This is a genomic window from Stenotrophomonas sp. YJH_SMC_10 (genome assembly GCF_059371555.1).
Genome location: NZ_JCAFUS010000023.1, coordinates 23,235 through 40,709 on the forward strand (window position 1 = coordinate 23,235; position 17,475 = coordinate 40,709).

Sequence of the window (17,475 nt, forward strand, 5' to 3'; positions counted from 1 at the left end):
CCGCGCCCTGGAAATGATCCGCCAGGGCCTTGGCGCGCCGCTGATCGTGCTGGCCCTGTTGGCCATGGTCGTGGTGCCGCTGGCCGCGCCGGTGCTCGATGCGCTGTTCACCTTCAACATCGCCATCTCGCTGATGGTGCTGCTGGCGGTGGTCTACGTGAAGCGCCCGCTGGACTTCACCATCTTCCCGATCGTGCTGCTGATCACCACCATGCTGCGGCTGGCGCTGAACGTGGCCTCCACCCGCGTGATCCTGCTGAACGGCCAGAACGGCCACGATGCCGCGGGCAAGGTCATCGCCGCCTTCGGTGAATTCGTGATCGGCGGCAACTACGCGGTCGGCATCGTGGTGTTCGCGATCCTGACCATCATCAACTTCGTGGTGATCACCAAGGGCGCCGGCCGTGTCTCGGAAGTGACCGCGCGCTTCATCCTGGACGCGATGCCCGGCAAGCAGATGGCGATCGACGCCGACCTCAACGCCGGTTTGCTGACGCGTGAAGAAGCCAAGCTGCGCCGCGAGGAAGTCCGCGAGGAAGCCGACTTCTACGGTGCGATGGACGGCGCCAGCAAATTCATCCGCGGCGACGCCATCGCCGGCATCCTGATCCTGTTCATCAATATGCTCGGCGGCCTGGCCGTGGGCGTGCTGCAGCATGGCATGCCGTTCGGCGAGGCCGCTGCGACCTACACCCTGCTGTCGATCGGTGACGGCCTGGTGGCGCAGCTGCCGGCCCTGCTGGTCTCCAGCGCGGTGGCGATGCTGGTCACCCGCGCCTCGCGCTCGCAGGACATGGCCCAGGCCATGACCGGACAGGTGTTCGGCCAGTACCGCGCGCTGGCGATCACCGCCGGCATCATCGGCCTGGTCGGCCTGGTGCCGGGCATGCCCAACGTCGCTTTCCTGACGCTGGCCTCGATCCTCGGCTTCATCGCCTGGAAGCTGTATCGCAAGACCAAGGCACCGGCCGCCGATGCGACAGGCAGTGGCACCGATGCCGCCGCGCTCACTGCGCTCGGGCGCCCGGCCGCCGCCGCCCCCACTGCCGAGCTGAGCTGGGACGAACTGCGACCGGTCGATCCGCTGGGCCTGGAGGTCGGCTACCGGCTGATTCCGCTGGTGGACAGCAACCAGGGCGGCGAACTGATGGCGCGCATCAAGGGGGTGCGCCGCAAGCTCACCCAGGATGTCGGCTTCCTGATTCCATCGGTGCACATCCGCGACAACCTGGAACTGCCCGCCAACGGCTACCGGGTGCTGGTACACGGCGTGCCGGTGGCCACCGCCGAAATCCACCCGGACCGCGAGCTGGCACTGGATCCGGGCAGCGCGCTGGGCACCCTGGAGGGCATCGCCGGCAAGGACCCCGCGTTCGGCCTGGATGCCACCTGGATCCAGCCGCACCAGCGCGCCCAGGCCGAAACGCTGGGCTACACCGTGGTCGATCCGGCCACCGTGGTCGCCACGCACCTCTCGCACCTGATCCGCGAGCACGCGCCGGAACTGCTCGGCCACGAGGAAGTGCAGCACCTGCTGGCCAACCTGGCCAAGAACGCACCCAAGCTCGTCGAAGATCTGACGCCCAAGGCGCTGCCGCTGTCGGCGGTGGTGCGCGTGCTGCAGAACCTGCTGGTCGAGCGCATTCCGATCCGCCAGCTGCGCAAGATCGCCGAAGCGCTGGTCGAACACGCGCCCAGCAGCCAGGACCCGGCCGTGCTGACCGCCGCCGTGCGCACCGCACTGGGCCGCTTCATCGTGCAGGAGATCGCCGGAATGTCGGCGGAGCTGCCGGTGTTCACCCTCAACCCGCAATTGGAACGTGTCTTGCAGGAGTCCACGCAGGGCAACGGCGCCGCGCTGGAACCCGGACTCGCTGAGCGACTGCACCAGAGCCTGGCCGAATGTGTCAGCAAGCAGGAAGCCCGCAACGAGCCCGCGGTCGTGCTGGTACCCGGCCCGGTGCGCGCCGCGCTGGCCCGCCTGGTCCGCCACAGCGTTCCGTCGCTGTCGGTCCTGGCCTACAGCGAGGTGCCGGAAGACAAGCGCCTGAAGCTGGTCGGAACGATCAGCTGACGCCGGGCTCCGACGCGCCAGAAAACAGACACCACTTTCGAACCAACGCAACAGACCGATACCAAGGGGAACCCGCACCGTGCAGACCACCGATCACCCGAGTTCCCCGACCGCCACCCCGCCGTCTTCGCCTCGTGACCACAGCATGAAAATCAAACGATTCGTCGCCGCCGACATGCGCTCGGCCATGAACCTGGTGCGCAAGGAACACGGTCCTGACGCCGTGATCCTGTCCAACCGCCGGATCGAGGAAGGCATCGAGATCGTCGCCGCCGCCAACTATGACGAGAGCGCCGTGCAGCGTGCACTGGAAGCCTCGCGCCGTGACGTCGCACCGCCGCCGGCAGCCAAGCCGCGCACCGCCGCCGACGCGGTGATCGCCGCCGTCACCCGCCGCCGCAGTGCCACCCCGGCGCCGGAACCGGTCGCCGCCACCACCTCGGCGGTGGCCGCCCTCGCCCGCGCCGCCGTCGGCGCCACTGGCCGCACGCTGGACAGCGCCGACGAGATCGTGCCGACCCGTGGCAGCACCGGCTTTGCCGCCACCCTGGCGCGTGCCACCGTCAACGAACCGGCACTGCCGGAGCAGATCTTCGCGCCGTTCGCCGAGGCCATCGTCGCACCGGCCGCGGCTGTGCCGGCCAACCGCGCCCGCTTCCCGATCGATCCGCCGCACGAAGCGCATCACGAAAGCGTGGCGCCGGCGCTGCAGCCGCCGCCGCTGCCGACCGCTGCCGTCGCCGACGCGCAGCCGGCCAGCGCCGCCACCGAACCCGCATTGGCCGATGCCATCGTCGAAGCCGCGCCGGCGCCCACCCTGGCCCCGGCCCCGGTGCTGACGGTGGTCGCCCAGGACGACGCCGAGATCCGCCAGCTGCGCCAGGAAGTGGCCGGCATGCGCCAGGTGATCGAGCGCGAGATGAACCGCTTCACCGACGAGCGCCTGCGCGGCTGCCCGGTGCGCGCCACCGCGCTGGACCTGATGGACGAGTACGGCTTCGACGCCGGCCTGGCCCGCGACGTGGCCATGCAGATTCCGCTGGAAACCGAAGCCCACCGCGGCCGCGGCCTGATGCTGGGGCTGATCTCGCGCAAGCTGCCGATCGCCCCGGTCGACCCGCTGGAAGAAGGCGGCGTGATCGCCCTCGTGGGCCCGACCGGCGCCGGCAAGACCACCACCATCGCCAAGCTGGCCTCGCGCTTCGCCGAGAAGCATGCGCCGCGTGACGTGGCCCTGGTCACCACCGACACCACCCGCATCGGCGCCCGCGAGCAGCTGTATGGCTACGGCCGCCAGCTCGGTATCGCCGTGCACGAGGCCAACAGCGGCACTGACCTGGACCAGCTGCTGGAACGCCTGAAGGACTACAAGCTGGTGCTGATCGATACCGCCGGCCTGGGCCCGCGCGACCGCGCGCTGGCCGCCCAGCTGCAGTGGCTGCGCGCCGCGCGCCAGGTCCGCACCCTGCTGGTGCTGCCGGCCAACACCAGCTTCGGCGACATGGACGAGGTGGTCCGCCGCTTCGGCGCCGCCAACCTGCAGGGCCTGGTGCTGAGCAAGCTGGACGAGACCGGCCGCTTCGGCAACGCCCTGTCGGTGGCCGTGGACCACGCCCTGCCGATCACCTGGGTGACCGATGGGCAGGACGTTCCGGAGGACCTGCACCGGGCCAGTGCAGCCAATCTTGTACTTCGCCTTGAAGATTTGCGCCGAGCGGCCGATATGCCCTGCAACCCGGAGTTGAACCATGCCGTCGCGTGAGTACGCCAAGCTGACCAAGACCTTCCCGCTGTCGGCCACCCGCAGCGAGCCGCTCGGCCCTGTGCGCACCATTGCCGTGACCGGCGGCAAGGGCGGCGTGGGCAAGACCAACGTGTCGGCCAACCTGGCCGTGGCGCTGGCCGGCATGGGCAAGCGCACGCTGCTGCTGGACGCCGACCTCGGCCTGGCCAACATCGACGTGATCCTGGGCTTGAACCCCACCTTTACGCTGGCCGACCTGGTCGCCGGCCGCTGCTCGCTGGACGACGTCATCGTCGAAGGCCCGAACGGGGTGCTGGTGGTGCCGGCCGCGTCCGGCCGCCGGCACATGGCCGAGCTGGCCCCCGCCGAGCACGTCGGCCTGGTCAATGTGTTCTCCGAACTGGAACGCGAGCTGGACATCATGGTGGTGGACACCGCCGCCGGCATCACCGACGGCGTGCTGACCTTCTGCCAGGCCGCGCAGGACACCGTGGTGGTGGTCTGTGACGAGCCGGCGTCCATCACCGACGCCTACGCGCTGATCAAGGTGCTGTCGCGCGAACGGGGCGTGGACCGCGTCCAGGTGGTGGCCAACATGGTCCGCGACCCCAACGAGGGCCGCGTGCTGTACGAAAAGCTGACCCGCGTCTGCGAGAAGTTCCTGGCCGACGTCTCGCTGAACTACCTGGGCTGCGTGCCGCAGGATGACTGGCTGCGCCTGTCGGTGCAGCGCCAGCAGCCGGTGGTGAAGGCCTATCCGTCCAGCCCGTCGGCGCTGGCGATCACCGAGATCGCACGCCGTACCGCGCGCTGGCAGGCGCCGACCGAACCCCGCGGTGGCGTCGAGTTCTTCCTCGAACGCATCCTCAAGCAGCGTGGGGTGGCAGCATGAAAGGCGCAGCCCAGTACAGGGAAGTCCAGCGCTCGGCGGCCAACGATGTCATCGCCCAGCATTCGGACCTGGTGCGACGCATCGCCCACCATCTGGCCGCGCGCCTGCCCGCCAGCGTCGAGGTGGACGACCTGATCCAGGCCGGCATGATGGGCCTGATCGAAGCCTCGCGCAGTTACGACGCCGACCAGGGCGCTTCGTTCGAAACCTACGCCTCGATCCGCATCCGCGGCTCGATGATCGACGAGATCCGCCGTGGCGACTGGGTGCCGCGCTCGGTGCACCGGCGCGCACGCGATGCGGCCGCCACCATCCGCCGCCTGGAACAGAGCAGCGGTCGCGCCGCCAGCGCCACCGAAGTCGCCGCCGCGATGGAGATGCCGCTGCCCGAGTACCTGCGCCTGATGGAAGACGCCGCGCGCGGCCAGGTGCTGAGCCTGGAATCGCGCATCGAAGACCAGGGCGAGCTGGACACCGTCGCCCAGGGCGGCCCGACCCCGCAACAGGTGCTGGAGCGTGGCGAGTTCGGTCGCGAGCTGGGCAAGGCCATCGGCCACCTGCCCGAGCGCGAACAGCTGGTGCTCTCGCTCTACTACGAGCAGGAACTGAACCTGAAGGAGATCGGCGCGGTACTCGGCGTGAGCGAATCGCGGGTCTGCCAGATCCACGGCCAGGCCGTGCTGCGCCTGCGTGGACGGCTGAAGATTTTCGAGGCGGCGGACGCCGGCCTGGAAGAGTGAACATGCCCGAGGCGGCTGCCCCCGGCCGCCCGGAATGAACAACAAAGGAACTCTGCTTTGAACAAGAACATGCGCATCCTGATCGTCGACGACTTCTCGACCATGCGTCGGATCGTCAAGAACCTGCTGGGCGATCTTGGCTTCACCAACACCGCCGAAGCCGAGGACGGGCATGCCGCGCTGTCGCTGCTGCAGAGCCAGCCGTTCGATTTCGTGGTCACCGACTGGAACATGCCGGTGATGACCGGCATCGAACTGCTCAAGGCGATCCGCGCCGACGCCAAGCTGAAGACCCTGCCGGTGCTGATGGTCACCGCCGAAGCCAAGCGCGAGCAGATCATCGAAGCAGCCCAGAACGGCGTGAACGGCTACATCATCAAGCCGTTCACCGCGCAGACGCTGGAAGAAAAGCTCGGCAAGATCTTCGAACGCCTGGCGGCCAGCGCCTGATGGATACCACGGTCGACAGAAACGCCCTCGCCCTGCGCCTGCAGGAAGCCCTGGACGCGCTGGAGTCCGGCGATGAAGCCGCCTGGCGTCAACGCATCGACGGGCTGGTCGCGCTGCGCACGCAGCCGATGATGAGCGGCCTCTCGCGGCTGGCCCGCGAGCTCGGGCAGGCCCTGGGCGAATTGCCGACCGTGCCCAGCGAGGCCGGTGAACTGGACGATGCCTGCGCACGCCTGGACCATGTGGTGGCGATGACCGAACAGGCTACCCACCGCACCCTGGACCTGGCCGAGGAATGCCGCAGCCTGACCGAGCAGCTGCGCGCCGAAGGCCTGCAGCCGGGCCAGGACGCACAGCTCGAGCGCATCCGCCACAACCTGACCGAGATCGCCCTGACCCAGAGCTACCAGGACCTGACCGGGCAGATCATCCGTCGCGTGGTCGGCATCGTCCGCCGCGTGCACGAAGGCTTCGGCGCGCTCGGCCTGCCGCCGGAACAGCATCGCACCGACCCGGAACTGGCCGGGCCGGCACTGAAGGGACTGGACCGCCACGCGGTCTCGCAGAACGACGCCGACGACCTGTTGTCGGATCTGGGGCTGTAAGCATGAGCGCGGTATCCGACGACATCACTGCCGATTTCATCATCGAGGCACAGGAAATCCTGGATCGCCTCGGCGAACAGCTGGTGTCGCTGGAGCAGGCACCGCAGGACGGCGAACAGCTGAACGCGGTGTTCCGCGGCTATCACACGCTCAAGGGCGGCGCCGGCTTCCTTGGCGTCACCGCGATGGTCGAGCTGTGCCACGCTGCTGAGGAAGCGCTGGGCGCCGCGCGCGCCGGCCAGGCCGTATTGCAGGCGCACCACTTCGACGCCGCGCAGCAATCGCTGGACTACCTGCAGTCGATGCTGGACGCCGTGTCGTCCGGCACCGAACCGGGCTATGCACCGCCGGACCTGATCGCCCAGTTCGATGTGCACGGTGGCACCGCGGCGGCGCCTGTCGCCGCCGCTCCGGCAGCCGGTAGCAGTGACCTGATCACCGACGACGAATTCGAAGCCCTGCTTGACCAGCTGCACGGCGGCAACGCCCCGACCGCGGTCGCACCGGCCAAGAAGGCCGACGACGGGCTGATCAGCGAAGACGAATTCGAAGCCCTGCTCGACCAGCTGCACGGTAGCGCCGCACCCGGCGCCAAGCCTGCCGCTGCGCCGGCGCCGGCGCCGCTCGCTGCCCCACGCCCGGCGGCCGCACCGGCGCCGGCGCCCAAGCCGGCCGCCAAGCCGCTGGCCGAGGCGGAACATACCGTGCGCGTGGACACCAAGCGCCTGGATGCGATCGTCAATCTGATCGGCGAACTGGTGCTGTCGCGCAACCGGCTCAAGACCCTGCGTGCCCGCCTGCGCGACGAGGAGCTGGACCGCGCCGTGTCCACCCTGGACATCGCCACCGCGCGCCTGCAGTCGGCGGTGATGCGCACCCGCATGCAGCCAGTGGGCAAGGTGTTCTCGCGCTTCCCCAAGGTCGCCCGCGATGTCGCCCGCTCGCTGAAGAAGGAAGTGGACCTGGAGTTGATCGGCGCCGAGACCGAACTCGACCGCAACCTGGTCGAGGCCCTGGCCGACCCGCTGGTGCACCTGGTCCGCAATGCCATCGACCATGGCGTGGAAATGCCCGACCTGCGCGAAGCACAGGGCAAGCCGCGGATGGGCCACGTGCGGCTGTCCGCGCAGCAGGAAGGTGACTACGTCAGCATCGAGGTGCAGGACGATGGCGCCGGCATTGATCCGGAAAAGCTGCGTGCGAAGGCGCGCGAGAAGGGCCTGATCGATCCCGAAGCCGCCGCCCGCCTGAGCAGCGAGGAGTGCCTGCACCTGGTGTTCCTGCCGGGCTTTTCGACCAAGCAGCAGGTCACGGACATCTCCGGCCGTGGCGTCGGCATGGACGTGGTGCAGTCGCGCATCCGCGAACTCAGCGGGCAGATCCAGATCCAGTCGGAACTGGGCCGTGGCAGCCGCTTCCTGATCCGCGTGCCGCTCACCCTGGCGATCCTGCCGACCCTCCTGGTGCAGGCCGGCGAAGACGTCTATGCGTTGCCGCTGGCCCGCGTGATGGAAGTGCTGCACGCGCCTGGCACGTCGCTGGGCTGGTTCGATGGCCGCGCCGTGCTCGACCGCCGTTCGCACACCCTGCCGCTGGTCGATCTCCGCCAGTGGCTGGATGTGACGCCCGCCACGTCGACCCTGCTGACCATCGTCGTGCTGCAGGCCGGTGAAGCGCGCTTCGGCCTGGTCGTGGACCAGGTCCGCGGGCGCGAGGAAGTGGTCATCAAGCCATTGCCGAAGGCCCTGCGCGGCCTGCGCGGTTACGCCGGTGCAACCTTGATCGGCGATGGTCGCATGGCGCTGATCCTGGATGTGGACGGCCTGCGCTGACGCTCGCCGGGCCAGTCCCGGCGCCCCGAAAACTGTGACTACCGTCGTTACGCGATCTACCGGTGTCTCAAGTCCCATTCATACAAGCCGATACCGGATCCATGGATAGACTCAGCCTCATTGGACTCTTTCTCGCCCTGGCCTCGCTGGTCGGCGGCAGCATCCTCAAGGGCGCCGGCCTGGCGTCCCTGTGGTCGCCTGCGGCGTTCGTGATCGTCATCGTCGGCACCGTTGCCGCGATCCTGCTGCACACCTCGCCGGCGGTGTTCAAGCATGCGTTCAAGATCGTGCGCTGGGTCGTGCGCCCCCCGCACAGCGACCGCCGCGAGCTGATCCAGCAGATCGTCGAGTGGAGCAACATCGCCCGCCGCCAGGGCCTGCTGGGCCTGGAATCGCAGGTGGAAGCGCAGCAGGACCCCTTCCTGCGCAAGGGCCTGCAGCTGCTGGTGGACGGCGTCGAGCCCGAATCGATGCGGCACATGCTGGAGATCGAACTGGGCAGCCAGGAACACCAGGACCAGGCCGGCGCCAAGGTGTTCGAGGCGATGGGCATCTACGCCCCCACCCTCGGCATCATCGGCGCCGTGCTCGGCCTGATCGCGGTGATGAAGAACCTGGCTGACCCGAGCAAGCTCGGTCACGGCATCGCCGCCGCGTTCACCGCAACGATCTACGGCATCGCCTCGGCCAACCTGCTGTTCCTGCCGATCGCTGCCAAGCTCAAGAGCGTGATCTCGCACAACACGCGCGACCGCGAGATGGTCATCGAAGGCCTGATCTCGATCGCCCAGGGCGAAAACCCGCGCAACATCGAAACCAACCTCTCCGGCTTCCTGCACTGACATGGCCCGCCGCAAGCACCACGAAGAGCACGCCAACCACGAAGCATGGGCGATCCCCTATGCCGACCTGATGACGCTGCTGCTCGCCTTCTTCGTGGTCATGTACGCGATCTCCTCGGTGAACGAGGGCAAGTACCGGATCATGGCAGACGCGCTGACCGATGCCTTCGGCGGTGCGCCGCGCACGATCAATCCGGTGCAGGTGGGCAACAAGCAGGTGCAGGGCGGCGGCTGGGACAGCCCGTCGGTGATCAAGTCCGGCACCAAGATCGGCCCATCGGCGCCGGCGCCCTCGCACGACCCGACGCTGCTGCCGTCGATGGCCTCGCAGATGCGCATGCCGGTGTCGGTGCACAACCAGGAGCAGATCGCCCGTGCCGAGCGCCAGCTCAACACGATTGCCGATCGCCTCACCGCCGCGCTGGCGCCGCTGATCGACCGCGGCATGATCAGCGTGCGCCGTACCGAACTGTGGATCGAAGTCGAGATCAACAGCGACATCCTGTTCCCCACCGGTTCGGCCGCGCTGGACGTGCACGCGCGGCAGACCCTGTCCAGCCTCGCCGACGTGCTGCGCGATGTCCCCAACAGCGTGCGCGTGGAAGGCCACACCGACAACGTGCCGATCGCCACCGCCACCTTCCCGTCCAACTGGGAGCTGTCGGCCGGACGCGCCGCCAGCGTGGTGCACCTGTTCGCCGACCAGGGCGTGCAGCCCTCGCGGCTGGCCATGGTCGGCTACGGCCAGTTCCGGCCCCGCGAAGAGAACGACAGCGCGCAGGGCCGCAACCGCAACCGCCGGGTGATGGTCATCATCCTGGCCGACACCTCGCATTCGGTGGACCCGCTCGGCCAGCGCCTGAACGCCGCCACTGGCGCCACCGGCAGCACCGACACCGAACAGGCCGCCGCAACTCCGGCCAGCACCCCCACCTCCCCCATCGCACCGGTGAAGTTGCCGCCGGTGCCGGCTGGCAGCCGCGTCGGCGCCGCCGTTCCCCCGGCAATGAAGGAGTAATCCGATGCGCATCTGGGCAGTCGCCAACCAGAAGGGCGGAGTCGGCAAGACCACCACCACCCTCGCCCTCGGCCGCGGACTGGCCGCCCTCGGCCATCGCGTGCTGCTGATCGACCTCGATCCGCATGCCTCGCTCAGCCGCGCCTTCGGCGTGCCGGTGGATCCGCCGCCGGCCGGCGTGCTGGAACTGTTCGGCACGCCGCCGGCGGACCTGTCCGGCCTGTGCCATGCCAGCAACATCCAGGGCCTGGACTACGTCTGCGCGCAATCGGCGCTGGCCACGCTGGAGCGCCGCAGCGCCAACCAGCCCGGCCTCGGCCTGGCGCTGCAGAACGCGCTGGCACGTCACCAGGGCCAGCACGACTACATTCTGCTGGACTGCGCACCTACCCTCGGCCTGCTGATGATCAATGCCCTGGCCGCTGCCGACCGCCTGGTCATCCCGACCCAGGCCGAGCCGCTGGCCCTGCACGGCCTGGATGGGATGGTCCGCACCGGCGAGATGGTCGAGCGTTCGCGCCGCCGCCCGCTGCCGATCTCGATCCTGCCGACCCTGTTCGACCGCCGCACCCGCGCCGGCAACGAGTCGCTGCGCACCATGCAGGACCGCCATGGCAACCGCGTGTGGGAAGACGCGATTCCGATCGACACCCGCATCAGCAATGCCGCCGGCCTGACCCTGCCGGGCGTCGGCGAGGACTATCCGGGCCGCGGCCTGGCCGCCTACCGCCGCGCATTGAACTGGATCCTCGGCGAGGATGCCCGCGCCCTGGAGCAGGCCGCATGAACAGCACCGGCGTCCTCGACGACTACCTGGACGAGCTGCTGGGCGAGGCGATCGCCCCGGCTGCGCCGGCCGTACCGCCGCCCGGTGGCGCCGAGGCAGGCGCGGCGCACGCAGCGCCCCCCGAGCGCGAGCCGACCTGGGACGATCTGCCCGCCGACGTGATCTACGAAACCGGAACCGCCGCCGCTCCGTCGAGCGAAGACCACGCCGCGCTGGAAGCCGCCTTCGAGACGGCGGCCGCCTCCGTTGGCACCGACGCAGCCGCGGCGAGCACTGCGGCCAGCGAACGCGAGCCGACCTGGGACGACCTGCCGGCCGACGTGATCTACGAAACCGGAACCGTCGCCGCTCCGCCGTGCGAGGACCACGCCGCGCTGGACGCCGCCTTCGAGACGGCGGCCGCCTCCGTCGGCACCGACGCCGCCGCGGCGAGCGCTGCGGCCAGCGAACGCGAGCCGACCTGGGACGACCTGCCGGCCGACGTCCTCCACGAAACCGCGCCTGCCCCCGCCGCCGCTGTGCAGGCCGGCCCGGAGCCGACCTGGGACGATCTGCCGGACGAAGTGATCTACGAGACCGATCCCGCAGACAGCCATCGCCTCGCCCACACCGACAGCCCCGGGCTGCAGGCCGCGTTCGAGGCCGCTGCCGAAGGCGAGGACGTCCCTGTGCCCGCCCCGGCCGTGATCGCAGCACCGGTGTCGGCACCTGCCGCACGTCCCGCGCCGCCCCCGATGGCACGGGCGGCCGCCGCACCACCACCGCGCGTGGCCATGGACGCGCCCATGGGCAACCGCCCCAGCACCTGGCAGGAACTGCAGGCGCAGGCGCACCAGCCAGCCCACAGCCCGCATCCACAGAACCGCCGGGCCGGCGAACGCACCTCGCGCTGGCTGCGCCTGCGCTGCGGCACCCAGGCCTACGCGCTGGAACTGCTGAAGGTCCAGGAGGTCGTGCTGCCGGTGCCACTGCTGCCGTTGCGTGGCACTGCGCCGGCCATGCTCGGCATCATGAACCTGCGCGGCCAGGTGGTGCCGGTGATGGACCTCGGCCTGCACCTGGGCGCCGCGGCGGCAGAAGACGACGCCCAGACCCGCATCGTCGTGCTGGAGGAGGACGGCGAGACCATCGGCCTGCGCGTGTCTGCGGTGGAGGATGTCGCCAACCTCACCGATTCGCAGATCGAGCCGCCCGACACCGCGCGCATCTGCCAGATCTCCAACGACCTGTTCCGCGGCGTCGCCCGCGTCAGCCAACGGCCGATGATCCTGCTTGACGCCACCCGCCTGTTGAGCTGAGCAGAAAAAGGGGACGGAGGGGATTAAGTCGCAAGTGGCTCGGCGCTTTGCGCCGAAGCGGTGCCTGTCGGGGACGCATCCGTTGGATCAACACCTTACGTCCCCACTGCGCGGTCGCCGTTGCCGAGGGGGCTGCGGTAGAGCCAGGTCGCTTGCGACTTAATCCCCTCCGTCCCCTTTTCAACAGCGACCGCATCGACGCCCCGCGCCGATTCCGCTAAAGAACCCTGCCGGGGTGCCGTTATGGATCACGGAACCGTTTGTCCGGAGCAACGATGAGCACTGTCGAACTGGGTGGGGATCTCGGCATCGAGAGCACCGCCGAGCTCAAGAACCGCCTCGCCCCACTGCTGGAGCAGGCAGGCGAGCTGACCCTGGATGCCAGCCAGGTCGCACGCATCCACACCGCCGCCGTGCAGGTGCTGTGTGCATTCGTGCAGGCCCGCCGCGAGGCAGGCCTGGGCACCGGCTTCCACGGTTGCACCGCAACCTTCCGTGACGCCGCGCGCCTGCTGGGCGTCACCCAGGCCCTGGGCCTGGACGTAACCCATGACAACCTGAAATCTGTGGAGAACGCTGCATGAGCGCACGTATCTTGGTGGTGGACGATTCGGCGTCGATGCGCCAGATGGTGTCCTTCGCCCTCACCTCGGCCGGTTTTGCCGTCGAAGAAGCCGAAGACGGCGCGGTCGCGCTCGGTCGCGCCAAGGGCCAGCGCTTCAATGCGGTGGTCACCGACGTCAACATGCCGAACATGGACGGCATCGCGCTGATCCGCGAACTGCGCCAGCTGCCGGACTACAAGTTCACCCCGCTGCTGATGCTGACCACCGAATCGGCTGCCGACAAGAAGTCCGAAGGCAAGGCCGCCGGCGCCACGGGCTGGCTGGTCAAGCCGTTCAACCCCGAACAGCTGGTCGCCACCGTGCAGAAAGTGCTGGGCTGATCGCCCCGCACCGTTCCCCCTCTTCGCTTCCGGACCACCACTGCCATGAGCATGGACCTGCAACGCTTCCACGCCACCTTCTTCGAGGAGAGCCGCGAAGGCCTCGACGCGATGGAGGCTGGCCTGCTGGCCCTGGAATCGGGGCAGCAGGACGCGGAGATCATCAATTCGGTGTTCCGCGCCGCCCACTCGATCAAGGGCGGCGCCGGCACCTTCGGCTTCGATGCCATCGCCGGACTGACCCACGTGCTGGAGACGCTGCTCGATGAGCTGCGCGCAGGCAAGCGGGCGCTGGAAGGCCATGCCGTTGACGCGATGCTGTCCTCGGTGGACGTGCTGCGTGCCCTGCTGCGCGAGGCCGAACATGGCCAGGCCGCCGATCCGGCCGCAGTTTCCGCAGTGAAGGCGCGCCTGGAGGCAGTGCTGTCCGGGCAGGCCGCAGCGAGCACCCCGGCGCCGGCCGCCAAGGTGGACGATACGCCGGAAGCCTGGCAGATCGGCTTCACTCCGGCGCCGTCGCTGTTCATGAGCGGCAACGACCCGCTGCGCATCATCCGCGAACTGGAACACCTCGGCTCGCTGCAGGTCGCCGCGCGCATGGAGCGCCTGCCCGGCTTCGCCCAGCTCGACCCGCTCGAAGCCCACCTGGCGTGGGACCTTGGCCTGGTCGGCAAGGTGCCGCGCAGCAAGATCGAAGACACCTTCGCGTGGGTGCTGGACGACTGCGAGCTGGACATCCGTCCGGCTGCGCCGCCGAGCCTGGCCACCCAGGCTCCTGCCGCCTCCCCTGCGCCGGCAGCGGCCGCGGCGCCTCCCGTTGCGGCCGCGCCTGCTGCCAGCGGTGGCAACAGCCAGGAAGCGGAGACATCGATCCGCGTCAGCGTCGACAAGGTCGATGCGCTGATCAACCTGGTCGGCGAGCTGGTCATCACCCAGGCCATGCTCAAGCAGGTCTCGCATGCGCTGGACCCGGTCCACGCCGAGAGCCTGTTCGCCGGCCTGGACCAGCTTGAACGCAACACCCGCGACCTGCAGGAAGCGGTGATCGGCGTGCGCATGCTGCCGGTCGATGCGGTGTTCCGCCGCTTCCCGCGCCTGGTCCGCGACCTGTCCAGCCGCCTCGGCAAGCAGGTGCGCCTGCGCACCGTCGGCGAAGGCACGGAACTGGACAAGGGACTGATCGAGAAGATCGCCGATCCGCTGGTGCACCTGGTGCGCAACTCGATCGACCACGGCCTGGAAATGCCCGACGTGCGTCGCGGTGCGGGCAAGGACGAGACCGGCACGATCACGCTGGCAGCCTCGCACCAGGGCGGCCACATCGTCATCGAGGTCAGCGACGACGGCCGCGGCCTGGACCGCGCCAAGATCCTGGCCAAGGCCACCGAGCGCGGCCTGGCCGTGCCGGACAACCCGACCGATTCGCAGGTCTGGGACCTGATCTTCCAGCCCGGCTTCTCCACCGCCGATGCGGTCACCGACCTCTCCGGGCGTGGCGTCGGCATGGACGTGGTCCGTCGCAACATCCAGGCACTGGGCGGCGAAGTCCAGATCGAAAGCAGCCTCGGCGCCGGCACCCGCACGCTGATCCGCCTGCCACTGACCCTGGCCATCCTCGACGGCATGACCGTGGCAGTGGCTGGCGAAACCCTGATCCTGCCGCTGGCCTACGTGCTGGAAGCCCTGCAGCCGCAGGCCGAGGACATCCGCAGCATGGCCGGCGAAGGCCGCGTGCTGCGGGTCCGTGGCGAGTACCTGCCGATCCTGTCGCTGAGCGAGTATTACGGCTACGGCAATCGCGCACCCGGCAGCGAATCGCTGGTGGTGGTGGTCGAAGGCGATGGCCAGAAGATCGCGCTGGAAGTGGACGAGCTGGTCGGCCAGCAGCAGGTGGTGGTGAAGAACATCGAGAACAATTACCGCCGCATCGGCGGGGTGTCCGGTGCCACCATCCTGGGCGACGGCCGCGTCGCACTGATCGTCGACATCGGTGGGTTGGTGCGCTCGCTGCGGGTACCGCAGGCCGCCTGATCTACACAGCAAGCGTGCACTGAACCGCCGCCCCTCGGGGCGGCGGTTTTTGTTTGCGCGTTCCATTCCAGCCGGGGTCAGATCCCTTTTCAGGGAAAAGGGATCTGACCCCATCCCTTCTGTGAACTCCGTCAACACGATGGTTGCGGCTGCAACCACCGCATCCAAGCAAAACCCCGGCGCGGCAACGCTTTCGCGCTGTCATCCCTACGCAACCGAATGTGATCTGCGTCCATAAAGTCCGCGCGGACGGCGCCGCTATTTCGCAATGACGGTCGTCACCGAACCCCACCGGGCACCCCCGTTCGCTCTGCAACCACCCTCGATCCGGCGCACCGTCGCCGGTACTCTGCCCACCTGGAGCACCCTGCATGAAGTGGTTCCACGATCTGCCCATCGCCCGCAAGCTGGCCCTCGGGTTCACCCTCACCACCCTGATGACCCTGGTCCTCGGTGCGTTCGCCCTGCTGCGCCTCAGCGAGGCCAACGCGCAGCTGCGCGAGATGGCCGGCAACGACATCCCTTCGGTCCAGCACCTGGGCGAAGCGCGCTCGCAGCTGGGCGAATTCCGCACCTACGAACTGGCGCTGCTGAGCATGCTGGACCAGCCGGACAAGGTGGCCGACTACACCAAGCGCATGGACGACACCGCCAAGGGCGTGCATGACGAGCTGGCCGCCTACGCCGCGCTGCCGGCGCTGGCCAAGGAGCGTGAACTGTATCGCGCCGCCAGCGCGCAGCTGGATCGCTATTTCGCCGCCAACAAAGCCATGCGCGAAGCCGTGGCCGCGGGCGATGGCGTGCTGGCACAGCAGATCTCCGACGAGCAGTCGCGCCCGGCCCGGCGTGACCTGTTCGCCGCCATGAAGGCCCTCGGCACGCACATCGCCGGGCAGATGGACGGCAAGATTGCCGACGCCAACGCCACCCATCGCACCAGCATGATCGCCATCATTGCCTGCGTGGTGCTGCTGTCGCTGGTGGCGGCCGCACTGGCCACGGTCATCTCGCGCGCGGTGACCGGCCCGCTCGGCAAGGCCGTGCATGCCATCCAGGCCGTCGCCCGGGGTGACCTCAGCGTCAGCACCCAGGCCACCAGCAAGGACGAAGCCGGCAAGATGCTCGCGGCGACCGCCGAGATGACCACGATGCTGCGCCGCTTCAGCGAGCAGACCCAGCTGATGGCGCAGATGCACGCCGGCCCGGACATCAGCCACCGCATTCCGGAGGATTTCCCGGGCGTGTATGGCCAGCTGGCCAACGGCATCAATACGGTGATCTTCGAACACCTCGATGCAATCGTCGATGCCATTGAAGTACTCAACCAGTACGCAATCGGCAACCTCGCCCCGGATGCACGCCGCCTGCCCGGCAGCCGCGCGATCCTGCACGAATCGATGGACGCAGCCAAGGCCAGCCTGCTGGCGATCAATTCGCAGATCCAGCAGCTGGCTGCGGCGGCCGCCGCAGGCGACTTCAGCCAGCGTGGCGATGCCCAGCGTTTCCAGCATGACTTCAAGCTGATGATCGAGCACCTCAACACCATGATGCAGGTTGCCGACGGCAACCTGGACCAGCTCTCGCAGCTGCTGCAGTCGATCGCCGCCGGCGACCTGACCACGCGCATGGAGGGCCAGTTCAACGGCGTATTCGCCCGCATGCGTGACGATGCCAACACCACCGTCACCCAGCTGACCCAGATCGTGAGCCAGATCCAGGCCAGCGCCTCCAGCATCACCCTGGCCGCCGGCGAGATCGCCTCCGGCAACAGCGACCTGTCGCGCCGTACCGAACAGCAGGCCGCCAACCTGGAAGAAACCGCCGCCTCGATGGAGGAACTGACCTCCACCGTGCGCCAGAACGCCGAGCACGCCCGCCAGGCCAACCAGCTGGCCATCGGCGCGCACGGCGTCGCCTCGCAGGGCGGTGAAGTGGTCGGCCAGGTGGTCACCACCATGTCGGCCATCGAAGCCTCGTCGAAGAAGATCGCCGAGATCATCAGCGTCATCGACGGCATCGCCTTCCAGACCAACATCCTGGCGCTGAACGCCGCAGTGGAAGCCGCGCGTGCCGGTGAACAGGGCCGCGGTTTCGCCGTGGTCGCCAGCGAAGTGCGTACCCTCGCCCAGCGCTCGGCCGCGGCCGCCAAGGAGATCAAGGGCCTGATCGACGATTCGGTCGGCAAGGTCGCCGAAGGCTCCAGCCTGGTCCACCAG

At 68.8% G+C, this 17,475-nt stretch carries 15 protein-coding genes; all 15 read left to right on the top strand.

Annotated features, from left to right (window positions below; all coding sequences use genetic code 11):
• Positions 1–13 precede the first annotated feature (13 nt).
• Complete coding sequence (gene flhA / locus AC5P9C_RS19590; protein ID WP_343541111.1) at positions 14–2,074, top strand: flagellar biosynthesis protein FlhA; 2,061 nt, start codon at positions 14–16, stop codon at positions 2,072–2,074.
• Positions 2,075–2,219: 145 nt separating this feature from the next.
• Positions 2,220–3,836 carry a flagellar biosynthesis GTPase FlhF gene (gene flhF, locus AC5P9C_RS19595; protein ID WP_346715784.1) on the top strand — a complete coding sequence of 539 codons (1,617 nt, stop codon included), beginning with the start codon at positions 2,220–2,222 and terminating at the stop codon, positions 3,834–3,836.
• The gene (locus tag AC5P9C_RS19600; RefSeq protein ID WP_032959426.1) at positions 3,823–4,710 is read left to right on the top strand and encodes a MinD/ParA family ATP-binding protein; all 888 of its coding nucleotides are present in this window, start codon (positions 3,823–3,825) and stop codon (positions 4,708–4,710) included. The genes flhF and AC5P9C_RS19600 overlap by 14 nt, the downstream gene beginning before the upstream one ends.
• Positions 4,707–5,450: an RNA polymerase sigma factor FliA gene (locus AC5P9C_RS19605; RefSeq protein ID WP_049465789.1), complete on the top strand. Its 744-nt coding sequence runs from the start codon at positions 4,707–4,709 to the stop codon at positions 5,448–5,450. The genes AC5P9C_RS19600 and AC5P9C_RS19605 overlap by 4 nt, the downstream gene beginning before the upstream one ends.
• A gap of 57 nt (positions 5,451–5,507) precedes the next feature.
• Positions 5,508–5,900 carry a chemotaxis response regulator CheY gene (gene cheY, locus AC5P9C_RS19610; protein ID WP_005413247.1) on the top strand — a complete coding sequence of 131 codons (393 nt, stop codon included), beginning with the start codon at positions 5,508–5,510 and terminating at the stop codon, positions 5,898–5,900.
• Positions 5,900–6,505, top strand: a complete 606-nt coding sequence (locus AC5P9C_RS19615; RefSeq protein WP_049465790.1) for a protein phosphatase CheZ — start codon at positions 5,900–5,902, stop codon at positions 6,503–6,505. The genes cheY and AC5P9C_RS19615 overlap by 1 nt, the downstream gene beginning before the upstream one ends.
• 2 nt (positions 6,506–6,507) lie before the next feature.
• On the top strand, positions 6,508–8,337 hold the full coding sequence (locus tag AC5P9C_RS19620) for a chemotaxis protein CheA (RefSeq protein ID WP_495205247.1): 1,830 nt from the start codon (positions 6,508–6,510) through the stop codon (positions 8,335–8,337).
• Between the two features lie 101 nt (positions 8,338–8,438).
• Positions 8,439–9,179, top strand: coding sequence for a flagellar motor protein (locus AC5P9C_RS19625; protein ID WP_005409527.1), 741 nt, complete (start codon positions 8,439–8,441; stop codon positions 9,177–9,179).
• 1 nt (position 9,180) lies between these two features.
• The gene (gene motD, locus AC5P9C_RS19630; RefSeq protein ID WP_049466528.1) at positions 9,181–10,197 is read left to right on the top strand and encodes a flagellar motor protein MotD; all 1,017 of its coding nucleotides are present in this window, start codon (positions 9,181–9,183) and stop codon (positions 10,195–10,197) included.
• 4 nt (positions 10,198–10,201) lie between these two features.
• Positions 10,202–10,984, top strand: a complete 783-nt coding sequence (locus AC5P9C_RS19635; RefSeq protein WP_103282397.1) for a ParA family protein — start codon at positions 10,202–10,204, stop codon at positions 10,982–10,984.
• Positions 10,981–12,282, top strand: a complete 1,302-nt coding sequence (locus AC5P9C_RS19640) for a chemotaxis protein CheW (RefSeq protein ID WP_414615248.1) — start codon at positions 10,981–10,983, stop codon at positions 12,280–12,282. Before AC5P9C_RS19635 ends, AC5P9C_RS19640 begins: the two co-directional genes overlap by 4 nt.
• A gap of 275 nt (positions 12,283–12,557) precedes the next feature.
• The gene (locus tag AC5P9C_RS19645; protein WP_057494251.1) at positions 12,558–12,866 is read left to right on the top strand and encodes an STAS domain-containing protein; all 309 of its coding nucleotides are present in this window, start codon (positions 12,558–12,560) and stop codon (positions 12,864–12,866) included.
• Entirely contained in the window at positions 12,863–13,228 is a 366-nt protein-coding gene (locus AC5P9C_RS19650) for a response regulator (protein WP_005409521.1), read from the top strand. Before AC5P9C_RS19645 ends, AC5P9C_RS19650 begins: the two co-directional genes overlap by 4 nt.
• A gap of 45 nt (positions 13,229–13,273) precedes the next feature.
• A complete protein-coding gene (locus tag AC5P9C_RS19655; protein ID WP_049464731.1) occupies positions 13,274–15,259 on the top strand; it encodes a chemotaxis protein CheA in 1,986 nt (661 codons plus the stop codon).
• A 371-nt stretch (positions 15,260–15,630) separates the two neighbouring features.
• The coding region (locus AC5P9C_RS19660; protein WP_495205248.1) for a methyl-accepting chemotaxis protein at positions 15,631–17,475 on the top strand (1,845 nt) is incomplete at its 3' end.